Below are 17,818 nucleotides of genomic sequence, written 5' to 3' on the forward strand. Positions count from 1 at the left end.
ATGAAATAATGTTGAATGTTTATTAACTAATACATAAATCCTAAAACCTAAACTTTATAAATCGCAGTTCCCCAAGTCCAACCGGAACCCACAGCGGCGAATAGTAATGTGTCGCCTTCTTTAATTTTTCCGCTTCGGTAGGTTTCATCAAGCACAATTGGGATGGTTCCGCCGGAAGTATTGGCGTATTTGTCCATATTCGTCATCACCTTTTCAAACGGAATATTCACTTTTTCGGCGACTTCCTTTAAAATTCTGATGCTGGGCTGGTGTGGAATTACCCAATCGATGTCATCGGATTTCATTTGGTTGGCTTCGAGAATTTCGTTGATGCATTCAGGCAAAACTTTGGTGGCAGTGCTGTAAACCTCCTTTCCGTTCATCTGAAAATAATGGAGTCCGTTTTTGATGGTTTCTTCTGAGGCAGGAATTTCGCAGCCACCTGCAGGAATATTGAAATGCATTTTCCCGGTTCCGTCTGCATGAAGCTTGAAATCGATAAATCCTTTATCTTCTTCTGTTGCAGACAATAAAATTGCACCGGCTCCATCTCCGAAAAACACAGAATCTTTGCGAGACCAATCCGTAATGCTCGAAAAAGTATCTGCTCCAATTACTAAAACATTTTTGTACATCCCCGTTTGAATGAACTGAGAACCAATGGCTAAACCATAAATTCCACCGGAACAAACTGCGGAAATATCAAAAGCTACAGCATGATTTGCATCAATTTTTTCCTGAACAAAACACGCAGTAGAAGGTGCCTGTCTGTCGGGAGTGGAAGTGGCAACTATAATTAAATCCACCTCTTTCGAAGTGATTCCGGCGTTTTCCAAGGCTTTTAAACCTGCTTTGGAAGCTAAATCGCTCGTCACTTCTCCATCTACAATTCTTCTTTCTTTAATTCCTAAGTGGGAATAAATCCATTCGTCGTTAGAACCTACGGCTTCAAAAAAATCATTTTTTAAAACTTTTGGTGGCGTGTAAGATCCGGTTCCTTTAATAATTGCTCTTGCCATATATAATTGTAATTTTTGTGTTTTAATAAAATTTTGAAAATTTGATGTTCAGAATGAACAATTTTTATCTATAATCCATCTATTTGAATCCTTTTTTATCAAATTTTCAATAAACAAATGTACCAAACATCTTCATACAGGCAAGTTTTAATGTAAAAAAATTTTAGTTTATTTTTGCACTGTTTTGAAAAGCACATTCAACAAAATCATCACGTTTCCTTTGGTAATTTTCATTAAATTTTACCAATGGTTTATTTCGCCTTTACTCCCGAAAAATTGCCGTTACGAACCGACTTGTTCTCACTATATGGTTGAAGCACTTCAAGTTCACGGCCCCATTAAAGGTTTTTGGCTGGGAGCCAAAAGAATTGCACGCTGCCATCCCTGGGGAGGTGAAGGTTACGATCCGGTTCCGCCGAAATGTGGCCATCAACATTAAATTTAAAATAATAAAATAAACTATGCTTACATTTTTATATACCACCTGGGATCCGTCTACCGGAATACATTTAGGCCCAATAACACTTCACTATTACAGTTTAATGTTTATCCTTGCTTTCGGACTGGGATATGCGATCATGTCGAAAATTTTTAAAATCGACAATGTAAACCAAAAATACCTGGAGCCGCTTTTCACCTGGACTTTGGTAGGAACCATTCTCGGTGCAAGATTAGGCCACGTTATTTTTTACCAGCCCGAACTTTTCAAAGAGGATTTCTGGTCGGTATTTCTGCCGATCCGTACCAAACCGGAATTCGAATTTACCGGTTTTTCAGGATTGGCAAGTCACGGAGCAACCATCGCGCTGATTTTTACCACCCTTTATTATTCCTATAAAATCATTAAGAAAAATCCGTTTTGGGTGTACGACAGGATTGGAATCGTAGTAGCTTTAGGAGGCGCTTTTGTAAGAATCGGAAATTTCTTCAACTCAGAAATCATTGGCAAACCTGCTCCTGCAAATTCGCCTTTTGCGATCCTTTTTCCACAGCAAAGTACAGAATACGGTGCAATCGTTCCGCGTTACCCTACCCAACTTTTCGAAGCTTCAGGCTACTTTTTACTGTTTATCCTTTTATGGGTTCTTTACCGTTACACAAATAAAAAATACCAGCAGGGCTGGCTTTTCGGTCTGTTTTTTATCATCCTTTGGGCGGTAAGATTCTTTGTTGAATTTTTAAAAGAACCACAGGGAGACGAATTTATTCAGTTTGCAGGATTAAATACGGGACAAATCCTTTCGATACCATTCATGCTGGCTGGTTTCGTGATTATGTGGTATTCTAAAAACAATAAAATTACCGAAGAAGAAAACGGGAAACCCGAATAATTCTTTAAAATAAACCCGAACCCTTCAAATCTTTTGGAGGGTTTTTTATTGGGAACTGTTCAAATACTTAAATACGTTACCAAGTTCCGCGATCAGATCGGAAGGTAGCATCGCTTCTTTTGAATGTTTTTCCGCAGCAAAATCACCGGCTTTGCCATGAAGCCAGACTCCAAAAAGCGCTGCTTCTTTCACGGAATAATTTTGCGCGAGCAGCGAGGTCAAAATTCCGAGCAGAACATCGCCACTGCCTCCTTTGGCCATTCCGGAATTGCCGGTAAGATTATAAAAAACATCGCCTTCTGGCGTTACGATTTGGGTGTGATGATCTTTTAAAACGATATAAATCTCCAGTTCTTTTGCTTTATCTTTCGCCAGATTTAATCTTTCAAACGAATTCTCAGTTGTTCCGAACAGACGTTCAAACTCCTTGGGATGTGGCGTTATAATCGATTTTTTAGGAATTAAATTTACATGATCGGTGTTTTCCGCAATCATGTTGAGTGCATCCGCATCAAGCACTAAAGTTTTGTCGCACACTTTTAAAAAAGCTAAGAGAGCATTATAGGTTTGGCGTTCTGTTCCCAAACCCGGACCGATTCCTAAAATAGCACCTTCATCAACCGCAAAACTGGTGATGAAATCCTGCCCACATTTCAGAAACATCGCTTCCGGACAGGTAGTCTGCAGAATTTCGTATCCACACTGCGGTGAAAGACTGAAAGTGAGTCCCGAACCGGTTTTCAACGCGGCCTGCGTCGCCAAAACTGCAGCACCCATTTTGCCTGAACTTCCGGCGGCAATTACGGTTTTTCCGAAGTTTCCTTTGTGAGAAAATTCTTGCCGCGGGCGATAAATTTCGCGTACCAAACCTTCATCAATCACAAAACTGTCTGAAATTTCATTCTCAATAAATTCGGAATTTAAGCCGATATCAAGGATATTAATTTTACCACAGAACTTACCGGTTTCAGAATGTAAAAATGCTTTTTTCCAGAATTGGAAACTCAATGTTTCATCGGCCTTAAACACGACACTGTTTTTATCCGAAACCTCATCAGCAAATAAACCAGAAGGAATGTCGATAGAAATTTTCGTAAATTTAAGTTCATTCAATACCTTAATCAATTCAGCAGATTTCCCTTTGATGGCTTTATTAAGTCCTGTACCAAAAAGCGCGTCAATAATAACGCTTTCCTTCTCGAACTGAAATTTATTAACCTTACTGAAATCTGAAAATTCAATTCCTGAAATATCCCTGGTTCTCTTAAAATTTATTTCAGCATCCGCACTTAAATTTTGGGCAGAATCCATAAAAACATTTACATCACAGCCTTTATGATACAGCAGCCTTGCCAATGCAAAGCCATCGCCGCCATTGTTTCCGTGTCCACAAAAAATGTTGTACACTGTTTCTCCTGAAAACTTGCGGCTAAGCCAACCCGCACAGGCTGAAGCAGCTCTTTCCATAAGAGCCAGAGAAGTTACAGGCTCATTTTCGATCGTGAAAGCATCACACTTTCTGATCTGTGGTGAGGTAAATATTTTCATATCATTTGTTTAAATAAATTTACTTAAATAAATTTAAATAGATAAAAGTTTAAAGAAAATATTGATGGGTTGAAGTTTCCGTAAACAAAATAGCCAGATTTTAAAATTATTTATTACATTTGAGTAAATTAAAAACTTAAATTATGGGACTTGTACAGGAATTTAAAACATTTGCCTTCAAAGGAAATGTGATTGATTTAGCAGTCGGTGTGATTATTGGCGCTGCATTTGGCAAAATTGTATCTTCTTTGGTTGAAGACGTAATTACTCCACTATTACTGAATCCAGCGCTGAAAGCGGTAGGCGCAGAAAACATTGCCCAGCTGAGCTGGAATGGCGTAAAGTACGGAAATTTTCTTTCCGCAGTCATCAGCTTTTTATGTATCGCAATGGTATTATTCTGGCTGATTAAAGGAGCCAATAAACTGAACAAACCGGTAGAAGAAGTGCCCGCAGGACCTAGTAATGAAGAAGTGCTTCTTGCAGAGATTCGTGACCTTTTAAAGAATAAATAAACAGACTGTCATAAATATTAAAACCCGGAAAATTCCGGGTTTGTTTTTTTATGATAAGCAGAATGTCCTAGTAAACCTGCAGAATGCTGCATATTTGCTCTGCTAATGAGAGCCCGATTCTGTCCTGTGCTTCCACGGTTGAGGCACCTGTGTGAGGCGTAAGAGAAATTTTCGGATGATTCAGCACTTCTTTTGAAGGCGTTGGCTCATTGATGAAAACATCCAGACCTGCAAATGCAACTTTTCCGGAATCTAAAGCTGAAATTAAGGCTTCTTCATCGATTACTCCACCTCTGGAACAGTTTACCACTGCAACACCGTTTTTCATAACAGCAAATTCTTTTTCGCCAATCATGTAACCTTCTTTCTGTGCCGGAATATGAAGAGTGATGAAATCTGCGTGTCTCAAAACTCCTTCGAGAGGTTCAGTTTCAATATCAACGTTGATGAACTGATTGTTGTAAAATTTAACTTTAATACTCGCGCGACCTACATTGTTATCTGCTGCGATAACGCGCATTCCTAAGCCTAAAGCGATTCTCGCAACCTCCTGACCGATTCTTCCCATCCCGATAATCCCGATGGTTTTACCGCGAAGCTCGATTCCCTTTTCGTAGGATTTTTTAAGTTTTGCGAATTCCGAATCGCCTATTATCGGCATTTTGCGGTTAGAATCCTGCAAAAATCTCGCGCCCGAAAACAAATGTGCAAATACGAGCTCTGCCACCGATTCCGATGATGCAGACGGTGTGTTGATGACATGAATATTTTTCGAACGTGCATAATCCACATCGATATTATCCATCCCTACACCGCCTCTGCCGATAATTTCGATGGACGGGCAAGCGTCGATAAGCTCTTTGCGAATCTGTGTTGCGCTTCTTACTAAAACTGTTCTTATATTATTTTCGTTGATGTAACCCACTAACAATTCCTGTGGAACCTTAGTGGTAATAACCTCGAAACCCTTTTCGGTTAGGGCATCGATCCCTGATTGGTCTAAACCGTCGTTTGCTAAAATCTTCATTTTTTCCTTAATCTTTAAATACTTCAATGGTGACCTGTTTTTCAACCAAATCTGTGAATTTTCCTTTATATCTTGTGGCTCTTACCAAATGATTATCGATCCAGTGATAATTTCCGCCACGTGGTTTTCCGCATAAAACACTGTGATATTTAAACCCGTGTTTATCTAACCAGTCGATGGTAAGCTGCTTAAGATTCTCTGTACGCGATGTAAAAAAGCAGATGATATGTCCCTGGTCGTACCAGCGGTTGATGGTTTCCAGCGCATCCGGATAGGGTTGGCAATCTATCATTCTTTCCGGCTCTTCATTGGGTACATCATCGGTTATGGTGCCATCGATATCAATAAGATAGTTCTTGATATCACCCTTCAACATCGGGCTTAAATGGTCTTTATATTCGAGTTCCATGGCGTGAATTTTAAGGAGCAAAATTACAAATTTTCGTCGGTTCACAGGCATATAAATCTAAAATTCCGCAAATGGATGCCATAAAATCTGCCAGAAAACGTAAGATAACATTACTTGTAACCGGTGATTTTTAATGGTTGGGTTATTAAAATTTCACAAAAATTTGAGTACCTAGTTTTTAAAACTTAAATTTGTGTGATATGGAAGAACAAGTGGTTTTAGTTTCTGAAAAGGACGAAATTCTAGGCGTCATGGATAAAATGCAGGCTCATGAAAATGGGATTCTGCATCGTGCATTTTCAGTTTTTTTATTTAATGACAAAGGTGAAATGCTGCTGCAGAAAAGAGCTGCCGACAAATACCATTCGCCTAACCAATGGACCAATGCGGTATGCTCGCACCCAAGAATGGGCGAAACTTATATGGAAGCGGCACAGCGCCGGCTGAAAGAAGAGTTGGGAATCGAAACGCCAATCACCTACCGGTTTAATTTTCTTTACAAGGCAGATGTAGGCCAGAATTTGTGGGAACACGAACTGGATCATGTGTTCACCGGAAATTTCGAGGGAGAATTTAAGCTGAATGAAGAGGAAGTGTCGGAAGTTCGCTATATTTCGATTGATGAGCTTGATAAGGAAATGTCGGCGAATCCGGAAAACTTCACGGAATGGTTTAAGATTATCCTCAAAGAATACAAACAGCACCTCGGATAAAAAAAAAGAAACTTTGTTATAGCCCCGATTGAAGCGGCATCCTTTTGCGGAGCGCAGCGGAGCAAAAGATACAGCGGAAAGCGGGACGGGTTTTCGAAATAGAACCGAAACCCCAAGCTCCTGAAAAAAAAATAAAATAAATTAGAAAAAATGAATAAAAAGACAGCCCTGTTTGACAAGCATGTTGCTCTGGGTGCAAAAATGGTACCTTTTGCAGGCTTCGAGATGCCTGTGCAATATTCCGGCGTTACTGATGAGCATTTTGCCGTACGCGAAAAAGTCGGGATTTTTGATGTTTCACACATGGGACAATTTTTTGTTGAAGGCCCCGCCGCAAAAGATTTGCTGCAATACGTAACCACCAATAACGTTGATTCGCTTGAAGACGGAAAAGCGCAGTACACCTGTTTGCCCAATGGAAACGGCGGAATTGTAGACGACCTTATCGTATACAAAATGGCCGACGAAAAATATTTTGTGGTGGTAAACGCTTCGAATATTGATAAAGACTGGGATCACATCTCCAAATACAACGAAAAATTCGGGGCGACACTGAAAAATGCTTCCGATGAAATGTCGCTTATCGCGATTCAGGGTCCGAAAGCAACAGAAACACTTCAAAAACTTACTGACTCTAATTTGGCAGATATTCCGTACTATCATTTTATTGTAGGTACCGTTGCGGGAGTTTCCGACGTGATTATCTCCAACACCGGGTATACAGGAAGCGGCGGCTTCGAGATTTATTTTAAAAATGAAGATGCCGTAAAAATGTGGGACGCCCTAACGGAAGCTGGCGAAGGATTCGGTTTAATGCCTTGCGGATTAGCTTCCAGAGATACTTTGAGGTTAGAAAAAGGATTCTGTCTTTACGGAAACGATATTGATGACACCACTTCTCCAATGGAAGCCGGTTTGGGCTGGATCACCAAATTTGATAAAGATTTTGTAGACAAAGAAACCTTCGCAAAACAGAAGGAAGAAGGGGTTACAAGAAAGCTTGTTGGTTTCGAAATGCAGGAAAGAGCCATCCCAAGACACGATTACCTTGTGGTGGATGCAGAAGGTAAAGAAATTGGCAAAGTAACATCAGGAACCATGAGCGCGATGAAAAATATCGGGATCGGTCTTGCTTACGTAGCAAAACCACACTTTAAAGTAGGTTCTGAAATCTTCGTCCAGATTAGAAATAAAAATGTTCCTGCGAAAGTGGTAAAACTTCCATTTGTATAAAAGATCTCTTTCGATATAAATAAAAACCGTTTGAATTTTTCAAACGGTTTTATTTTTATTGTTAAATCAAATTATTTCACTTCAATTGTTTTCACATTCTGCATCATTACTTCTTTCTTCGGAATGGTGATTTTCAGAATACCGTCCTCATAGGTTGCTTCAATTTTTTCCGGTTCAGCATCTTCAGGCAGGGTGAACGCACGGCTGAAAGAGCTGTAATTAAATTCTCTTCGGGTAAATGCACCTTTTTCGTCTTTTTCTTGGTTTTCGGTTTTAGTCTCGCTGGAAATGGTTAAAACATTTCGCTCCAGATTAATTTTTAAATCTTCTTTTTTAATTCCGGGTGCAGCTACATGAATTTCAAAACCATTATCAAGTTCTTTCACGTTAACTGATGGCAAAGTCAACTCCGATCTGTTAAATTTCGGTCTGTTAAATTCAAATAAATCTTTTGTAAGGAAATCATCAAAAAAACTGTTGCTTCTGATTAAATTTGACATGACATTAAATTTAAAGGTTAAACATTTTGTAACTGATTACGGTATGTTCCTCAAAAAAAATGCCTGCTACAATTACCAGACAAAATTACTGCACAAAACTGAATCTCAGGAAATTATGTCATAAATGAAATAAAATTTCTAAAATTTTTGACTTATTTGGGTAAATGCTGGAAACAGAAATTGTTGCCTATACTTGTATTTCTCTTGCACCGTGTTCCTGCTTTTGTTGTTGCAAAACACCGGTTCGCTATATCTGTTCCGGATGTTTTTTTGGGCTTTGAAACAATTCCCAATCCTTGTCTGAAAGGTGGCTTACAGATTTTACAGGGCGAAAGACCCGCTTTCAGTGCTTTCTCGATGCTTAATGCTGAGGAAACATTTTTTACCATCTGGCAGGATGACAAATGATATTTAGAGCCTGAAGGTGTTTTATAAACAGTTTGTGCTGAAATAGTCAGGGCAAATAACAAAAGAAAAACCGACAGGAATTTCATGATTTAATCTGCAAAATATCCGCGTAAAGCTTCCAGGGTTTTCTTTTCGTTACCAATAAAGATTTCTTTATCTGTCATAAAAACCGGACGTTTAAGAAAAGTATAATGATCCAGGATAAGTTCCTTGTAATCGTTTTCCTGCAATGTTTTAGGATTTATTTCCCGGAGCTTGATCTGGTTTGATTTTTTGCTGAAAAGTGCTTCGTAGGAACCTGCTAGCTTGTACATTTCTTCCAGCTCTTCAACTGTTACAGGATTTATTTTTATTTCCCTAAGTTCCCAATCTTTTAAATTAAATTTCTTAAGAATTTTCAAACAGGTATCACAAGTTTTTAAATAAAATACTTTCTTCATTTTTCAAAAATAGGGTTAATAAAAGGAATTAAAAAAGGTTTAGCTAATAATTAGTGAAATTTAAGAAAATATAATTAATAAAACATTTCTTTGGCCAACAATTTACTAAAACAGAAAAAAAAATCCTTCCACTATATAAATGGAAGGATTGCAATAGGTATAAAAAAGGAATTACCTTGCAATATTTACTGATCTGGTTTCGCGAATTACTGTTACTCTCACCTGCCCAGGATAAGTTAATTCATTCTGAATTTTCTCTGAAATATCATAAGAAAGCTGTGCTGATTTATCGTCGCTTACTTTTCCGCTTTCTACCATAACACGAAGTTCGCGACCGGCCTGAATGGCGTAAGCACTGGACACACCATCGAAACTTAATGCTGCCGCTTCCAGATCTTTCAGTCTTTGGATATAAGATTCCAAAACCTGACGACGTGCGCCCGGTCTTGCACCGGAAATCGCATCGGCAACCTGAATGATTGGCGACAGTAATGAAGTCATTTCCACCTCATCGTGGTGCGCTCCGATCGCGTTTACCACTTCTGCATTTTCACCAAACTTTTCTGCCCACTGCATTCCGAGAAGTGCGTGAGGAAGTTCAGATTCCTGCTCAGGAACTTTCCCTATATCGTGAAGTAAACCGGCTCTTTTGGCCAATTTTACGTTCAGTCCTAATTCTGCAGCCATGGTAGCAGCGATATTTGCAACCTCTCTGGAGTGCTGCAAAAGGTTCTGCCCATAAGAAGAACGGAATTTCATACGCCCCACAATTTTCACAAGTTCCGGATGTAGACCGTGTATTCCTAAATCGATGACGGTTCTTTTACCGACCTCAATAATTTCTTCTTCAATATGTTTTTTGGTTTTCTCCACCACTTCTTCGATTCTCGCCGGATGAATTCTTCCATCTGTAACAAGTCTGTGAAGCGAAAGTCTTGCGATTTCTCTTCTTACCGGATCGAAACATGAAAGCAAAATAGCTTCCGGTGTATCATCAACGATAATTTCTACACCCGTAGCAGCCTCTAAAGCACGTATATTTCTACCTTCCCTACCGATAATTCTTCCTTTTACCTCATCAGATTCAATATTGAAAACAGATACTGAGTTTTCAATAGCCTGCTCTGTACCAATTCTCTGGATGGTTTGGATGACGATTTTTCGGGCTTCCTGTTTTGCATTAAGGTTAGCTTCCTCCATGATGCTTTGTACATGAGCCTGAGCTCTTGTTTTCGCCTCAGATTTCATGGCTTCAACAAGTTCATTTCTGGCATCTTCGGCAGAATAATTAGCTATTTTTTCAAGCATTTCAACTTTCTGTGCTGTGGCTTTATCAAGTTCTTGCTGTTTTCTTTCGAGAATTTCGTGCTTCTTGGCGTAATCTGCAATCTGTCGGTCCAGATCTTTTTCCAGTTTACCGGTTTTACTCAATTCGTCATTGAGCTTGTTTTCTTTGTCTTTGATTCTTTTTTCAGCATCCTGCATTTTCTTTTCCCGGGCCTGGATATCAGCATCGTGCTGAGATTTCAGTTCCATGAATTTTTCTTTAGCCTGAAGCTGTTTTTCCTTTCTGATGGATTCTGCCTGTACGTTGGCTTTTTCTATAAGGTTTTCGGCATTTTTCTTTGCATCCTGTACGATGAATTTTGCCTTGGCATTAAGGGAACTTTTGGAAAATAACATTCCAATTACAGCTCCGGCTACCAGGCAAACAATACCGATAATAATGGCGGTTGTTGTCATATGTTTAGTTTAAATTGTCTCAAATAAAAAAACCTACAATAATTCAGTGATTTAGAGTAAACTCCTAATCAACACGATTTGAACTGATTTTCACTTTCTGTAATCCGGGCAGGCCGGCGCGCCATTAAGTGAACTTTCGTTCGGTAATTGTTTAGCGTTGAGTTTACCTTAATGTGTTAGAACTATTGTAGGCAGTTGTTTTCGGAAAAGAAAAATCTACTTTTCCAGCTCTTCCAGCATCTGATTAATTTTCATTAATCTTTCGTTGGAAGCATGTATATTTTTTTCGTTGGTGATCACCGATACTTCTGCATTCGTACCTAATTTTAAGGCACACATTGCGAGGGCATCCTGTTTATCTCTAACATCAAAATTCTGTTCAAAATCTTTAATCATCACTTCAATCTGTTTCCCTACTTTCCGCAGGGTTTCTTCTTCTGCAGCTGGCACATTCAGCGGATAATTTCTTCCGGCAATGCTGATGGTAATTCTTCTTACTTCCATTACAGACCGCTGTTTTGAAGTTCTGCAATACAGTGATCCACTTCTTTTATCAACCTGTTGATGTGGTTTTTCATCAGTCGGTTATGATCGGGATTACCGGTAATTGCTGAGTAAAGTTTTATATTTTTTTGTTCTTCTGCTAAAACCTGGCTTTTTTTTCTTTCCTCGTCGTATTTCTTCTTCAGTAATTCATGCTCCTGCGATAATTCCAAATATTTTTCGTTCAGATTTTGGTAATTCTTGCTTACATTCAAAATCTTTTTTTCTAAAACCGAAAAATTGTTTTCTAAATCTTTGAGCATTTTCAGGCTTAATTAATTCTAACTATGAAGCAAAAATATAAAATTTTAATTTGAATTGATGGATTATTTAAAAATATCTTGAAATAAAAAAGAGAAGACCCTGATTGCCTTCTCTTTATCAATATTTTAAATGAAAATTTATTCGAATTTCAGGACAAACATCAGCGCACGGGATTTCGCACTGCTGATGGCTGAAGTCCAGTAAGGTGGTGTATCTGGATTATCGGCAACCATTTCGTCATTGATCATAAATGTTCCGCGGAAGCCTGGCGTGAGCTTAAATCTGCTGAAATAAAACTGAATCCCAAGCTCCGCCGACCATGCAAAGTTACTTGAAGTGGTCCGGAAAAGGCCCTGAGAATTGTCATCGGCTGCTTTGCTGTTGGACTGGAGATTCATCATCCAGTTCACTCCTGCCGCTGCGTAAGGACGGGAGTTGTACCATCGGTCACCATGTACTTCAATTAAAAGAGGCAGATCAACATACGTAGATTTTACGGTTCTGAGTTTATCTGCATCCGTTAAAGTTCTGGGGGTGAAAGGTGGATTAGCGTTGGTTCCGCCCGCATACTGGTCGTTAGATTGGGTATTGAAGTAAAGTTCTCGTTCTACAAACTGCAAACCGGGCTCAAATCTTAAGTCGAAGTTATCATTCAGACGAAGTTTCCCGATAAGTCCGGCGCCAAAACTGTAAGATGATTTGCTTTGCACGAGATTTTTCTGCCCTTCCATACCAAACATAGGATCTAAAACCAATTTATAATCGAAGTTATTACCGGCAAGATAAAAACCATAACTGAATTTCTGATTATCAAAACCCTCCAGATTATCTGCCCGGTCTTTCGTCCGGAAAAGCTGTGCATTGCCGAGGGAGGCAATAAAAATTGCTGCTACAAAATGAATTTTAGATGCTGTTTTCCACATATTATTTGGTTGCCTTGTAAATCGTTGCAATGCCTAAACTCAGTTTTTTATATTCCACATTTTTGAATCCTGTTTCGAGCAAAATATTTTTCATTTTCTCGCCGAACGGAAATGCATTTACCGAATCCGGAAGATAAGTGTATGCGCGGTTATCTTTAGAAACCAGTTTACCGATCTGAGGCAGAATATTTTTAAAGTAGAACATATAAAGCGGACCTAAAAAGCCCTCCACTTTAGAAAACTCAAGAATATAAACGCTTTTATTTTCCTTCACTACTCTTCTGAGTTCCGCCAGACCTTTTTCCAGATTCTCGAAATTTCTTACTCCAAAGGCAACGGTAACCGCATCGAATTTATTGCTTTCGAAAGGCATGTTTTCGGCGTCGCCTTTTATCATGCTTATCTTGCCGTCTAAATTAAGTTTTTTTATTTTATCGATACCTACATTCAGCATCTGCTGCGACAGATCGAAACCTACAATCTGCGCACCGGTTCCTTTCTGAACGGCAATGGCGAGATCTCCTGTTCCTGTAGCCACATCCAAAACCTCTTTTGGCTGGTCTTTGTTTAGCCATTTCACGAGTGTATTTCGCCACAGCACATCAATTTTCATCGAAAGAACATGGTTCAGCAAATCGTATTTCGGAGCAATATTGTCGAACATTTCTTCAACTTCATGCTTTTTTCCGGCTTCTGTATTATAAGGTTTTACAGTGTTCAAGATTGAGATTTTAAAATTTGTAATATTCTTTGTAATAATTCAGAAAATCAACTTTTCTGAATATTTTGGTACGCGATTCTACTTTCTGAACATTTTTTACGATTTTGTCGTAGTCTTCATCAATGTTATAGTAAAATTCGTCTGTGTATAATTTATTGAAGTGTTTTGGGGCGTTCACATATTTTTTTCCGTCGATCACTGTTGTTTTTCTTGCAGATAAGAGTGAATCTTTATCGAGACCATAACCGTAGAACTGTTCGTTGATATAATAATCCTGATGGGCGATATTCAGCAAACCACGGTTTTTGTTCACCACAAATGCAGAGTCATAAAGCAGTTCTTTTTTCCCGTCAAAAACCTGAATTCCGTTTTTACCTTTATTCAGATTTACCTTAAGCATTTGCCCAGCAGCGATGATTTTTTCGTCTCCTTTATTGAGTCTGAAATAATAAGTTTCGCCGGTAGGATTATCTACAAGGTAATAATTTTTCTTAGCCAAAAACAAAAAGTAAACTCCGAAAGCAAACAGTACAGCAATGACCGATATAATTAAACCTTTAGTAGCAGGACTTATTTTCATAAAATCTTTCAAAAAAACCTTTGCAAATTTAATAATAATTTTCATTCAACCCGATACAATATAATTCTTAACTTTGTCCGAAATTTTTCAATACAAAAAAATATGCCCAATACAATCATAATAGGGTCAGGAAGTTACATTCCAACCAAAATTATCGGAAGAGACCACTTCATGGATTCGGTATTTTATACCGACGAAGGCGATAAAATCAACAAGCCCAACGAAGAAATTATTCAGAAATTTGTAGAAATCACCGAAATCGAAAACCGAAGATATCTGGAGGACGATGAATTTAACTCTGATCTGGGTTTCAGGGCGGCAAAAGAGGCTATTTACGATGCGAAAATTAATCAGGAAGATTTAGATTATATCATTTACGCAAGTAATTTTGGCGAAGTAGATACAAATGGGATGACCAATTTTATGCCTTCAATGTCGGCACGTTTAAAAAACAAACTCGGGATTCAAAACAGAAACTGCGTAAATTACGATATGATTTTTGGCTGCCCGGGTTGGGTTGAAGCCATGATTTTGGCCGACACTTTAATTAAAGCTAAAAAAGCCAAATTAATTCTGGTAGTGGGTTCAGAAACACTAAGCCGTGTAACCGACGCTTTCGACAGAAATAAAATGATCTTTGCCGACGGCGCAGGAGCCGTAGTTGTACAGGCAACGGATGAAGAAAATGTGGGAATTATTGCAGATGCCACACTTTGCGACAATAATGTAGAACTGAATTATCTCGAAAACGCACCTTCGCTGAAACAGGATGAAGACCGGCGACCACTATACATCAGAATGCACGGCAGAAAAATTTATGAATATGCGCTGAAAAATGTTCCGGATGCAATAAAAGCAACCATCGACAAAGCAGGATTAACCATTGATGATATTGATAAAATACTGATTCATCAGGCCAATGCGAAAATGGATTATGCAATGATCTCGCGGCTGTTTAAACTTTATGGTAAAAAAGATTACGACCATGACATCGCACCCATGACCATTCAGCAGTTCGGAAATTCTTCTGTAGCCACCATCCCAACAATGTTCGACCTCATCATTAAAGGCGAAATGAAAGATCAGTCCTTCGCAGAAAAAGGTAACATCGTCTTTGCATCGGTAGGTGCAGGAATGAATATCAATGCGGTTGTGTACCGATTTCCTTAAAAAATTTATATAAAGATAAAGAAAGCACAAAATCGATTTTGTGCTTTTTTAATGAAAACTTATGCAGAAAAATTTTCTAATCATCACCGGAATTGTTTTCATTCTGGAGTTCTACGTCTACCAAGCCTTCAAAACCATCACTTCCAACAGTTGGATGCGGGTTGGTTACTGGCTTGTAACGCTTTTGGTATATGGCTTTTTTGTTTATGAACTACTTAATTTTAAACGGAGCGACCGAGACCATCACCGGATTCAGGTTGTAGCATCTACATTTCTCATTTTTCTGGTTCCAAAACTTTTCATCGTTCTTCTTCTTTTAATGGAAGACATTGCAAGATTCTTCAATTATCTTTTTACGTTTTTCGTAAAACCCGAAACCTATTTCCCTGAAAGAAGAAAATTTGTAAGCATCATTGGGCTTGCCGTAGCTGCAGGATTTTCGGCCATGATTATTGACGGAATTGTTTTCGGAAAATACAGACACCGGGTACGTCGCGTTAAACTGAAAATTGCCGGACTACCAGAGAGTTTTAAAGGGTACAAAATCATCCAGATTTCAGATATTCACTCCGGTAGTTTTTTTAATCCCGAAAAACTGCAGAAAGCAGTTGATTTAATCAATGAACAGAATGCAGATTTGGTTCTGTGTACTGGCGATATTGTTAATAATTTTGCCAGTGAATTCATACCATTTGTTCCGATGTTTGCCGGAATTAAGGCAAAAGACGGGAAATTTTCAGTCCTCGGAAACCATGATTACGGAGATTACGCCGAATGGAAATCCCAAGGTGAAAAAGCACAGAACGTCCCGAATTTAATTCAACTTCAGAAAGAAGCTGGATTTGAGGTGCTCCGTAATGAACACCGTATTATCCAAAAAAATGGAGAAAAACTTTATATTCTGGGCGTTGAAAATTGGGGACTGAAGCCCTTCCCACAATATGGCGACCTGAATAAAGCTGCGTTTGGGGTGCCGGCAGATGCTGCCAAAATTTTAATGAGTCACGATCCTACCCATTTTGATGAAATCGTAAAACATCATCCGGCAAATATTCAGCTCACGCTTTCCGGACATACACACGGGATGCAGTTCGGGATCGATTTGAAAAATATTCGTTGGTCGCCGGTTCAGTATCGGTATAAAAAATGGGCAGATTTATATGAAAGCCAGGGGAAATACCTCTACGTTAACCGTGGTTTTGGAGTAATTGCGTTCCCTGGAAGAGTTGGAATTGAACCCGAAATCACCCTTTTCGAACTGAGTTAAAAAGTTAAAATCAATGACTTCTTTAGTAAAAGCAACAGAAAAAGACATCCCGCTGATCCGCGACCTTGCCGAAAAATCCTGGAATTCGGCTTACAGCGGACTTCTTTCTCAGCAACAGATTGATTATATGTTATCTCAAATGTATTCGGTGGAGGAAATTTCAGCACATTTACAAAATCCAGATTATCATTATTATTTAATTTTCAATGATAATAAAGCCGTTGGTTTTATAGGTTACGAACATCATTATGAGCCCAAAACCACCAAACTTCACAGGATTTATCTTATTGAAGAAGCAAAAGGAAAAGGCTGTGGAAAAACCGCGTTGAATTTTCTTAAAAAACAAACCTCCGAAAAAGGAGATTCCCGCATTATTTTGAATGTAAACAAAGAAAACAGCGCGAAATCTGTTTACGAATCACAAGGTTTCAACATTTATGAAGAAGGCGTTTTTGATATCGGAAACGGATTTGTAATGGACGATTATTTAATGGAATGCATTTTATGATCCCAGAATTTTTTTGAACGTCATTTAGTTTTGGTACACTTTTAGAATACTTAGAAAGTATAACATTAAAAAATTAAATTATGACACGTTCTAACCTACTTACAAAGATTCAGATTTTCGCATTGGCAGTTGCCGCAAACTTTGCAACAATTATGGTAAAAGCACAGGAAAAAGCAGCCGATTTAAATGTCGATGTAGACCTGGATAAAGGCGGAGACAGCATGAGTGGCGACTGGATGAGCAATCCATTAGTTTGGGTAATCGGTGCATTAGTTCTTATCGTAATCATCGCATTGGTAGCCAGAGGAGGAGGAAACAAATAAACATCATTAATTTCACTTATATTAAGATCCCGGAAAATTCGTTTTTCGGGATTTTATTATGTAAAACTGAGTTTAAATACAAAATAAATCGGCTACATTTGTATTAATTAAGTTTTAAAAATCATTATGAAAAAAACGCTGTATATCGCCATAATCTTCGTTGGTATTTTAAGCTGTGGTACATTAAATGCCCAATCTGTTGCCGACAGTGTTACTATTTCAAAGTCTGAAAAAGAAGTTCTGAAATTAAGCATGAAACTGACCGAAGACAAAAAAGAACTCGAAAAAGCCAGAAAAGAGTACGCCGTGGAATATGAAGATGCTAAAAAAGCGACCCGCGATGCTGATAAAGCCGGCGACAATTTCAAAAGCACAACAAATTTCGGTAAAAATGAAAGAGGAGCAAGATCAGCAGCAAGAAAAATGAAAAAAGCCGAAACTGCAAATAAAAGACTCGCGCGAAGCAAAAGAAACATCGAAAATCTTGAGAAAAAAATCAGGAAAACGGAAGAAAAAATAAGGAAACTCAATCCGAAAATGGAATTAATAGAAGTTCCTGACTGAAATTTCTACAATTAATTTTGAAATTGATGTCCCATAAAAAAAAAGAGTTTCGGTCTTCCCGAAACTCTT

At 38.5% G+C, this 17,818-nt stretch carries 23 protein-coding genes; 11 read left to right on the forward strand and 12 right to left on the reverse strand.

The annotated features are described in order from the left end of the window. Nucleotides 1–47 precede the first annotated feature (47 nt). Nucleotides 48–1,019 carry a beta-ketoacyl-ACP synthase III gene (locus tag CDW55_RS00400; RefSeq protein ID WP_088467774.1) on the reverse strand — a complete coding sequence of 324 codons (972 nt, stop codon included), beginning with the start codon at nt 1,017–1,019 and terminating at the stop codon, nt 48–50. Nucleotides 1,020–1,203: 184 nt separating this feature from the next. On the opposite strand from CDW55_RS00400, the gene yidD reads away from it, so the two are divergent. Both yidD and lgt read left to right on the forward strand, forming a co-directional pair. Then, entirely contained in the window at nt 1,204–1,458 is a 255-nt protein-coding gene (yidD, locus tag CDW55_RS00405) for a membrane protein insertion efficiency factor YidD (protein ID WP_088467775.1), read from the forward strand. A gap of 22 nt (nt 1,459–1,480) precedes the next feature. After that, the gene (gene lgt / locus CDW55_RS00410; RefSeq protein ID WP_088467776.1) at nt 1,481–2,350 is read left to right on the forward strand and encodes a prolipoprotein diacylglyceryl transferase; all 870 of its coding nucleotides are present in this window, start codon (nt 1,481–1,483) and stop codon (nt 2,348–2,350) included. Between the two features lie 45 nt (nt 2,351–2,395). Here the strand turns inward: lgt and CDW55_RS00415 are convergent, their stop codons facing one another. Further along, nucleotides 2,396–3,898, reverse strand: coding sequence for an NAD(P)H-hydrate dehydratase (locus CDW55_RS00415; protein WP_088467777.1), 1,503 nt, complete (start codon nt 3,896–3,898; stop codon nt 2,396–2,398). Between the two features lie 143 nt (nt 3,899–4,041). Here CDW55_RS00415 and mscL point away from each other — a divergent pair, with 143 nt between their 5' ends. Then, entirely contained in the window at nt 4,042–4,413 is a 372-nt protein-coding gene (mscL, locus tag CDW55_RS00420; RefSeq protein ID WP_088467778.1) for a large conductance mechanosensitive channel protein MscL, read from the forward strand. Between the two features lie 67 nt (nt 4,414–4,480). Here mscL and CDW55_RS00425 read toward each other — a convergent pair whose 3' ends face one another. Next, complete coding sequence (locus tag CDW55_RS00425; protein WP_088468644.1) at nt 4,481–5,440, reverse strand: D-2-hydroxyacid dehydrogenase; 960 nt, start codon at nt 5,438–5,440, stop codon at nt 4,481–4,483. 7 nt (nt 5,441–5,447) lie between these two features. Continuing rightward, on the reverse strand, nt 5,448–5,849 hold the full coding sequence (locus CDW55_RS00430) for a phosphoheptose isomerase (RefSeq protein ID WP_088468645.1): 402 nt from the start codon (nt 5,847–5,849) through the stop codon (nt 5,448–5,450). 200 nt (nt 5,850–6,049) lie between these two features. Here CDW55_RS00430 and idi point away from each other — a divergent pair, with 200 nt between their 5' ends. Both idi and gcvT read left to right on the forward strand, forming a co-directional pair. Next, entirely contained in the window at nt 6,050–6,562 is a 513-nt protein-coding gene (idi, locus tag CDW55_RS00435; RefSeq protein ID WP_088467779.1) for an isopentenyl-diphosphate Delta-isomerase, read from the forward strand. 150 nt (nt 6,563–6,712) lie between these two features. Further along, the gene (gene gcvT, locus CDW55_RS00440; protein ID WP_088467780.1) at nt 6,713–7,795 is read left to right on the forward strand and encodes a glycine cleavage system aminomethyltransferase GcvT; all 1,083 of its coding nucleotides are present in this window, start codon (nt 6,713–6,715) and stop codon (nt 7,793–7,795) included. Nucleotides 7,796–7,866: 71 nt separating this feature from the next. Here the strand turns inward: gcvT and CDW55_RS00445 are convergent, their stop codons facing one another. Further along, nucleotides 7,867–8,295 (reverse strand): Hsp20/alpha crystallin family protein, encoded by a 429-nt coding sequence (locus tag CDW55_RS00445; RefSeq protein WP_088467781.1) that lies wholly within the window; start codon nt 8,293–8,295, stop codon nt 7,867–7,869. 183 nt (nt 8,296–8,478) lie between these two features. Here CDW55_RS00445 and CDW55_RS00450 point away from each other — a divergent pair, with 183 nt between their 5' ends. After that, nucleotides 8,479–8,703, forward strand: coding sequence for a hypothetical protein (locus CDW55_RS00450; RefSeq protein ID WP_143332905.1), 225 nt, complete (start codon nt 8,479–8,481; stop codon nt 8,701–8,703). A gap of 89 nt (nt 8,704–8,792) precedes the next feature. On the opposite strand, the gene CDW55_RS00455 is transcribed toward CDW55_RS00450, so the two are convergent. The 7 genes from CDW55_RS00455 to CDW55_RS00485 form a co-directional block, all read right to left on the reverse strand. Next, nucleotides 8,793–9,143 carry an arsenate reductase family protein gene (locus tag CDW55_RS00455; RefSeq protein WP_088467783.1) on the reverse strand — a complete coding sequence of 117 codons (351 nt, stop codon included), beginning with the start codon at nt 9,141–9,143 and terminating at the stop codon, nt 8,793–8,795. Nucleotides 9,144–9,314: 171 nt separating this feature from the next. Next, nucleotides 9,315–10,886, reverse strand: coding sequence for a ribonuclease Y (gene rny / locus CDW55_RS00460; protein WP_088467784.1), 1,572 nt, complete (start codon nt 10,884–10,886; stop codon nt 9,315–9,317). Nucleotides 10,887–11,102: 216 nt separating this feature from the next. After that, nucleotides 11,103–11,390 (reverse strand): cell division protein ZapA, encoded by a 288-nt coding sequence (locus CDW55_RS00465; RefSeq protein WP_088467785.1) that lies wholly within the window; start codon nt 11,388–11,390, stop codon nt 11,103–11,105. Then, nucleotides 11,390–11,692, reverse strand: coding sequence for a hypothetical protein (locus CDW55_RS00470; protein WP_088467786.1), 303 nt, complete (start codon nt 11,690–11,692; stop codon nt 11,390–11,392). Before CDW55_RS00470 ends, CDW55_RS00465 begins: the two co-directional genes overlap by 1 nt. Before the next feature lie 138 nt (nt 11,693–11,830). Further along, nucleotides 11,831–12,616, reverse strand: coding sequence for a porin family protein (locus CDW55_RS00475; RefSeq protein ID WP_088467787.1), 786 nt, complete (start codon nt 12,614–12,616; stop codon nt 11,831–11,833). Between the two features lies 1 nt (nt 12,617). Further along, complete coding sequence (gene ubiE / locus CDW55_RS00480) at nt 12,618–13,340, reverse strand: bifunctional demethylmenaquinone methyltransferase/2-methoxy-6-polyprenyl-1,4-benzoquinol methylase UbiE (protein ID WP_088467788.1); 723 nt, start codon at nt 13,338–13,340, stop codon at nt 12,618–12,620. 7 nt (nt 13,341–13,347) lie between these two features. After that, nucleotides 13,348–13,917: a hypothetical protein gene (locus CDW55_RS00485; RefSeq protein WP_088468646.1), complete on the reverse strand. Its 570-nt coding sequence runs from the start codon at nt 13,915–13,917 to the stop codon at nt 13,348–13,350. Nucleotides 13,918–14,019: 102 nt separating this feature from the next. On the opposite strand from CDW55_RS00485, the gene CDW55_RS00490 reads away from it, so the two are divergent. From CDW55_RS00490 to CDW55_RS00510, 5 genes are all read left to right on the forward strand, one after another. Then, entirely contained in the window at nt 14,020–15,087 is a 1,068-nt protein-coding gene (locus tag CDW55_RS00490) for a 3-oxoacyl-ACP synthase III family protein (protein WP_088467789.1), read from the forward strand. A gap of 61 nt (nt 15,088–15,148) precedes the next feature. After that, nucleotides 15,149–16,354 carry a metallophosphoesterase gene (locus tag CDW55_RS00495; protein ID WP_088467790.1) on the forward strand — a complete coding sequence of 402 codons (1,206 nt, stop codon included), beginning with the start codon at nt 15,149–15,151 and terminating at the stop codon, nt 16,352–16,354. Nucleotides 16,355–16,367: 13 nt separating this feature from the next. Then, nucleotides 16,368–16,862, forward strand: coding sequence for a GNAT family N-acetyltransferase (locus CDW55_RS00500; RefSeq protein WP_088467791.1), 495 nt, complete (start codon nt 16,368–16,370; stop codon nt 16,860–16,862). A gap of 80 nt (nt 16,863–16,942) precedes the next feature. Next, entirely contained in the window at nt 16,943–17,185 is a 243-nt protein-coding gene (locus CDW55_RS00505; RefSeq protein WP_088467792.1) for a hypothetical protein, read from the forward strand. A 126-nt stretch (nt 17,186–17,311) separates the two neighbouring features. Next, nucleotides 17,312–17,749: a hypothetical protein gene (locus tag CDW55_RS00510; protein ID WP_088467793.1), complete on the forward strand. Its 438-nt coding sequence runs from the start codon at nt 17,312–17,314 to the stop codon at nt 17,747–17,749. The last annotated feature ends 69 nt before the right edge of the window (nt 17,750–17,818 follow it).

This window comes from Chryseobacterium sp. VAUSW3 (assembly GCF_002205795.1).
In the GTDB taxonomy this organism is placed as follows: domain Bacteria; phylum Bacteroidota; class Bacteroidia; order Flavobacteriales; family Weeksellaceae; genus Kaistella; species Kaistella yananensis.

Bases quoted from the DNA above. Each gene is read 5' to 3' on its own strand.
- CDW55_RS00400 (WP_088467774.1), bottom strand. From the start codon at position 1,019: ATGGCAAGAGCAATTATTAAAGGAACCGGATCTTACACGCCACCAAAA.
- lgt (WP_088467776.1), top strand. From the start codon at position 1,481: ATGCTTACATTTTTATATACCACCTGGGATCCGTCTACCGGAATACAT.
- CDW55_RS00415 (WP_088467777.1), bottom strand. From the start codon at position 3,898: ATGAAAATATTTACCTCACCACAGATCAGAAAGTGTGATGCTTTCACG.
- mscL (WP_088467778.1), top strand. From the start codon at position 4,042: ATGGGACTTGTACAGGAATTTAAAACATTTGCCTTCAAAGGAAATGTG.
- CDW55_RS00425 (WP_088468644.1), bottom strand. From the start codon at position 5,440: ATGAAGATTTTAGCAAACGACGGTTTAGACCAATCAGGGATCGATGCC.
- CDW55_RS00430 (WP_088468645.1), bottom strand. From the start codon at position 5,849: ATGGAACTCGAATATAAAGACCATTTAAGCCCGATGTTGAAGGGTGAT.
- idi (WP_088467779.1), top strand. From the start codon at position 6,050: ATGGAAGAACAAGTGGTTTTAGTTTCTGAAAAGGACGAAATTCTAGGC.
- gcvT (WP_088467780.1), top strand. From the start codon at position 6,713: ATGAATAAAAAGACAGCCCTGTTTGACAAGCATGTTGCTCTGGGTGCA.
- CDW55_RS00445 (WP_088467781.1), bottom strand. From the start codon at position 8,295: ATGTCAAATTTAATCAGAAGCAACAGTTTTTTTGATGATTTCCTTACA.
- CDW55_RS00455 (WP_088467783.1), bottom strand. From the start codon at position 9,143: ATGAAGAAAGTATTTTATTTAAAAACTTGTGATACCTGTTTGAAAATT.
- rny (WP_088467784.1), bottom strand. From the start codon at position 10,886: ATGACAACAACCGCCATTATTATCGGTATTGTTTGCCTGGTAGCCGGA.
- CDW55_RS00465 (WP_088467785.1), bottom strand. From the start codon at position 11,390: ATGGAAGTAAGAAGAATTACCATCAGCATTGCCGGAAGAAATTATCCG.
- CDW55_RS00470 (WP_088467786.1), bottom strand. From the start codon at position 11,692: ATGCTCAAAGATTTAGAAAACAATTTTTCGGTTTTAGAAAAAAAGATT.
- CDW55_RS00475 (WP_088467787.1), bottom strand. From the start codon at position 12,616: ATGTGGAAAACAGCATCTAAAATTCATTTTGTAGCAGCAATTTTTATT.
- CDW55_RS00485 (WP_088468646.1), bottom strand. From the start codon at position 13,917: ATGAAAATAAGTCCTGCTACTAAAGGTTTAATTATATCGGTCATTGCT.
- CDW55_RS00490 (WP_088467789.1), top strand. From the start codon at position 14,020: ATGCCCAATACAATCATAATAGGGTCAGGAAGTTACATTCCAACCAAA.
- CDW55_RS00495 (WP_088467790.1), top strand. From the start codon at position 15,149: ATGCAGAAAAATTTTCTAATCATCACCGGAATTGTTTTCATTCTGGAG.
- CDW55_RS00500 (WP_088467791.1), top strand. From the start codon at position 16,368: ATGACTTCTTTAGTAAAAGCAACAGAAAAAGACATCCCGCTGATCCGC.
- CDW55_RS00505 (WP_088467792.1), top strand. From the start codon at position 16,943: ATGACACGTTCTAACCTACTTACAAAGATTCAGATTTTCGCATTGGCA.
- CDW55_RS00510 (WP_088467793.1), top strand. From the start codon at position 17,312: ATGAAAAAAACGCTGTATATCGCCATAATCTTCGTTGGTATTTTAAGC.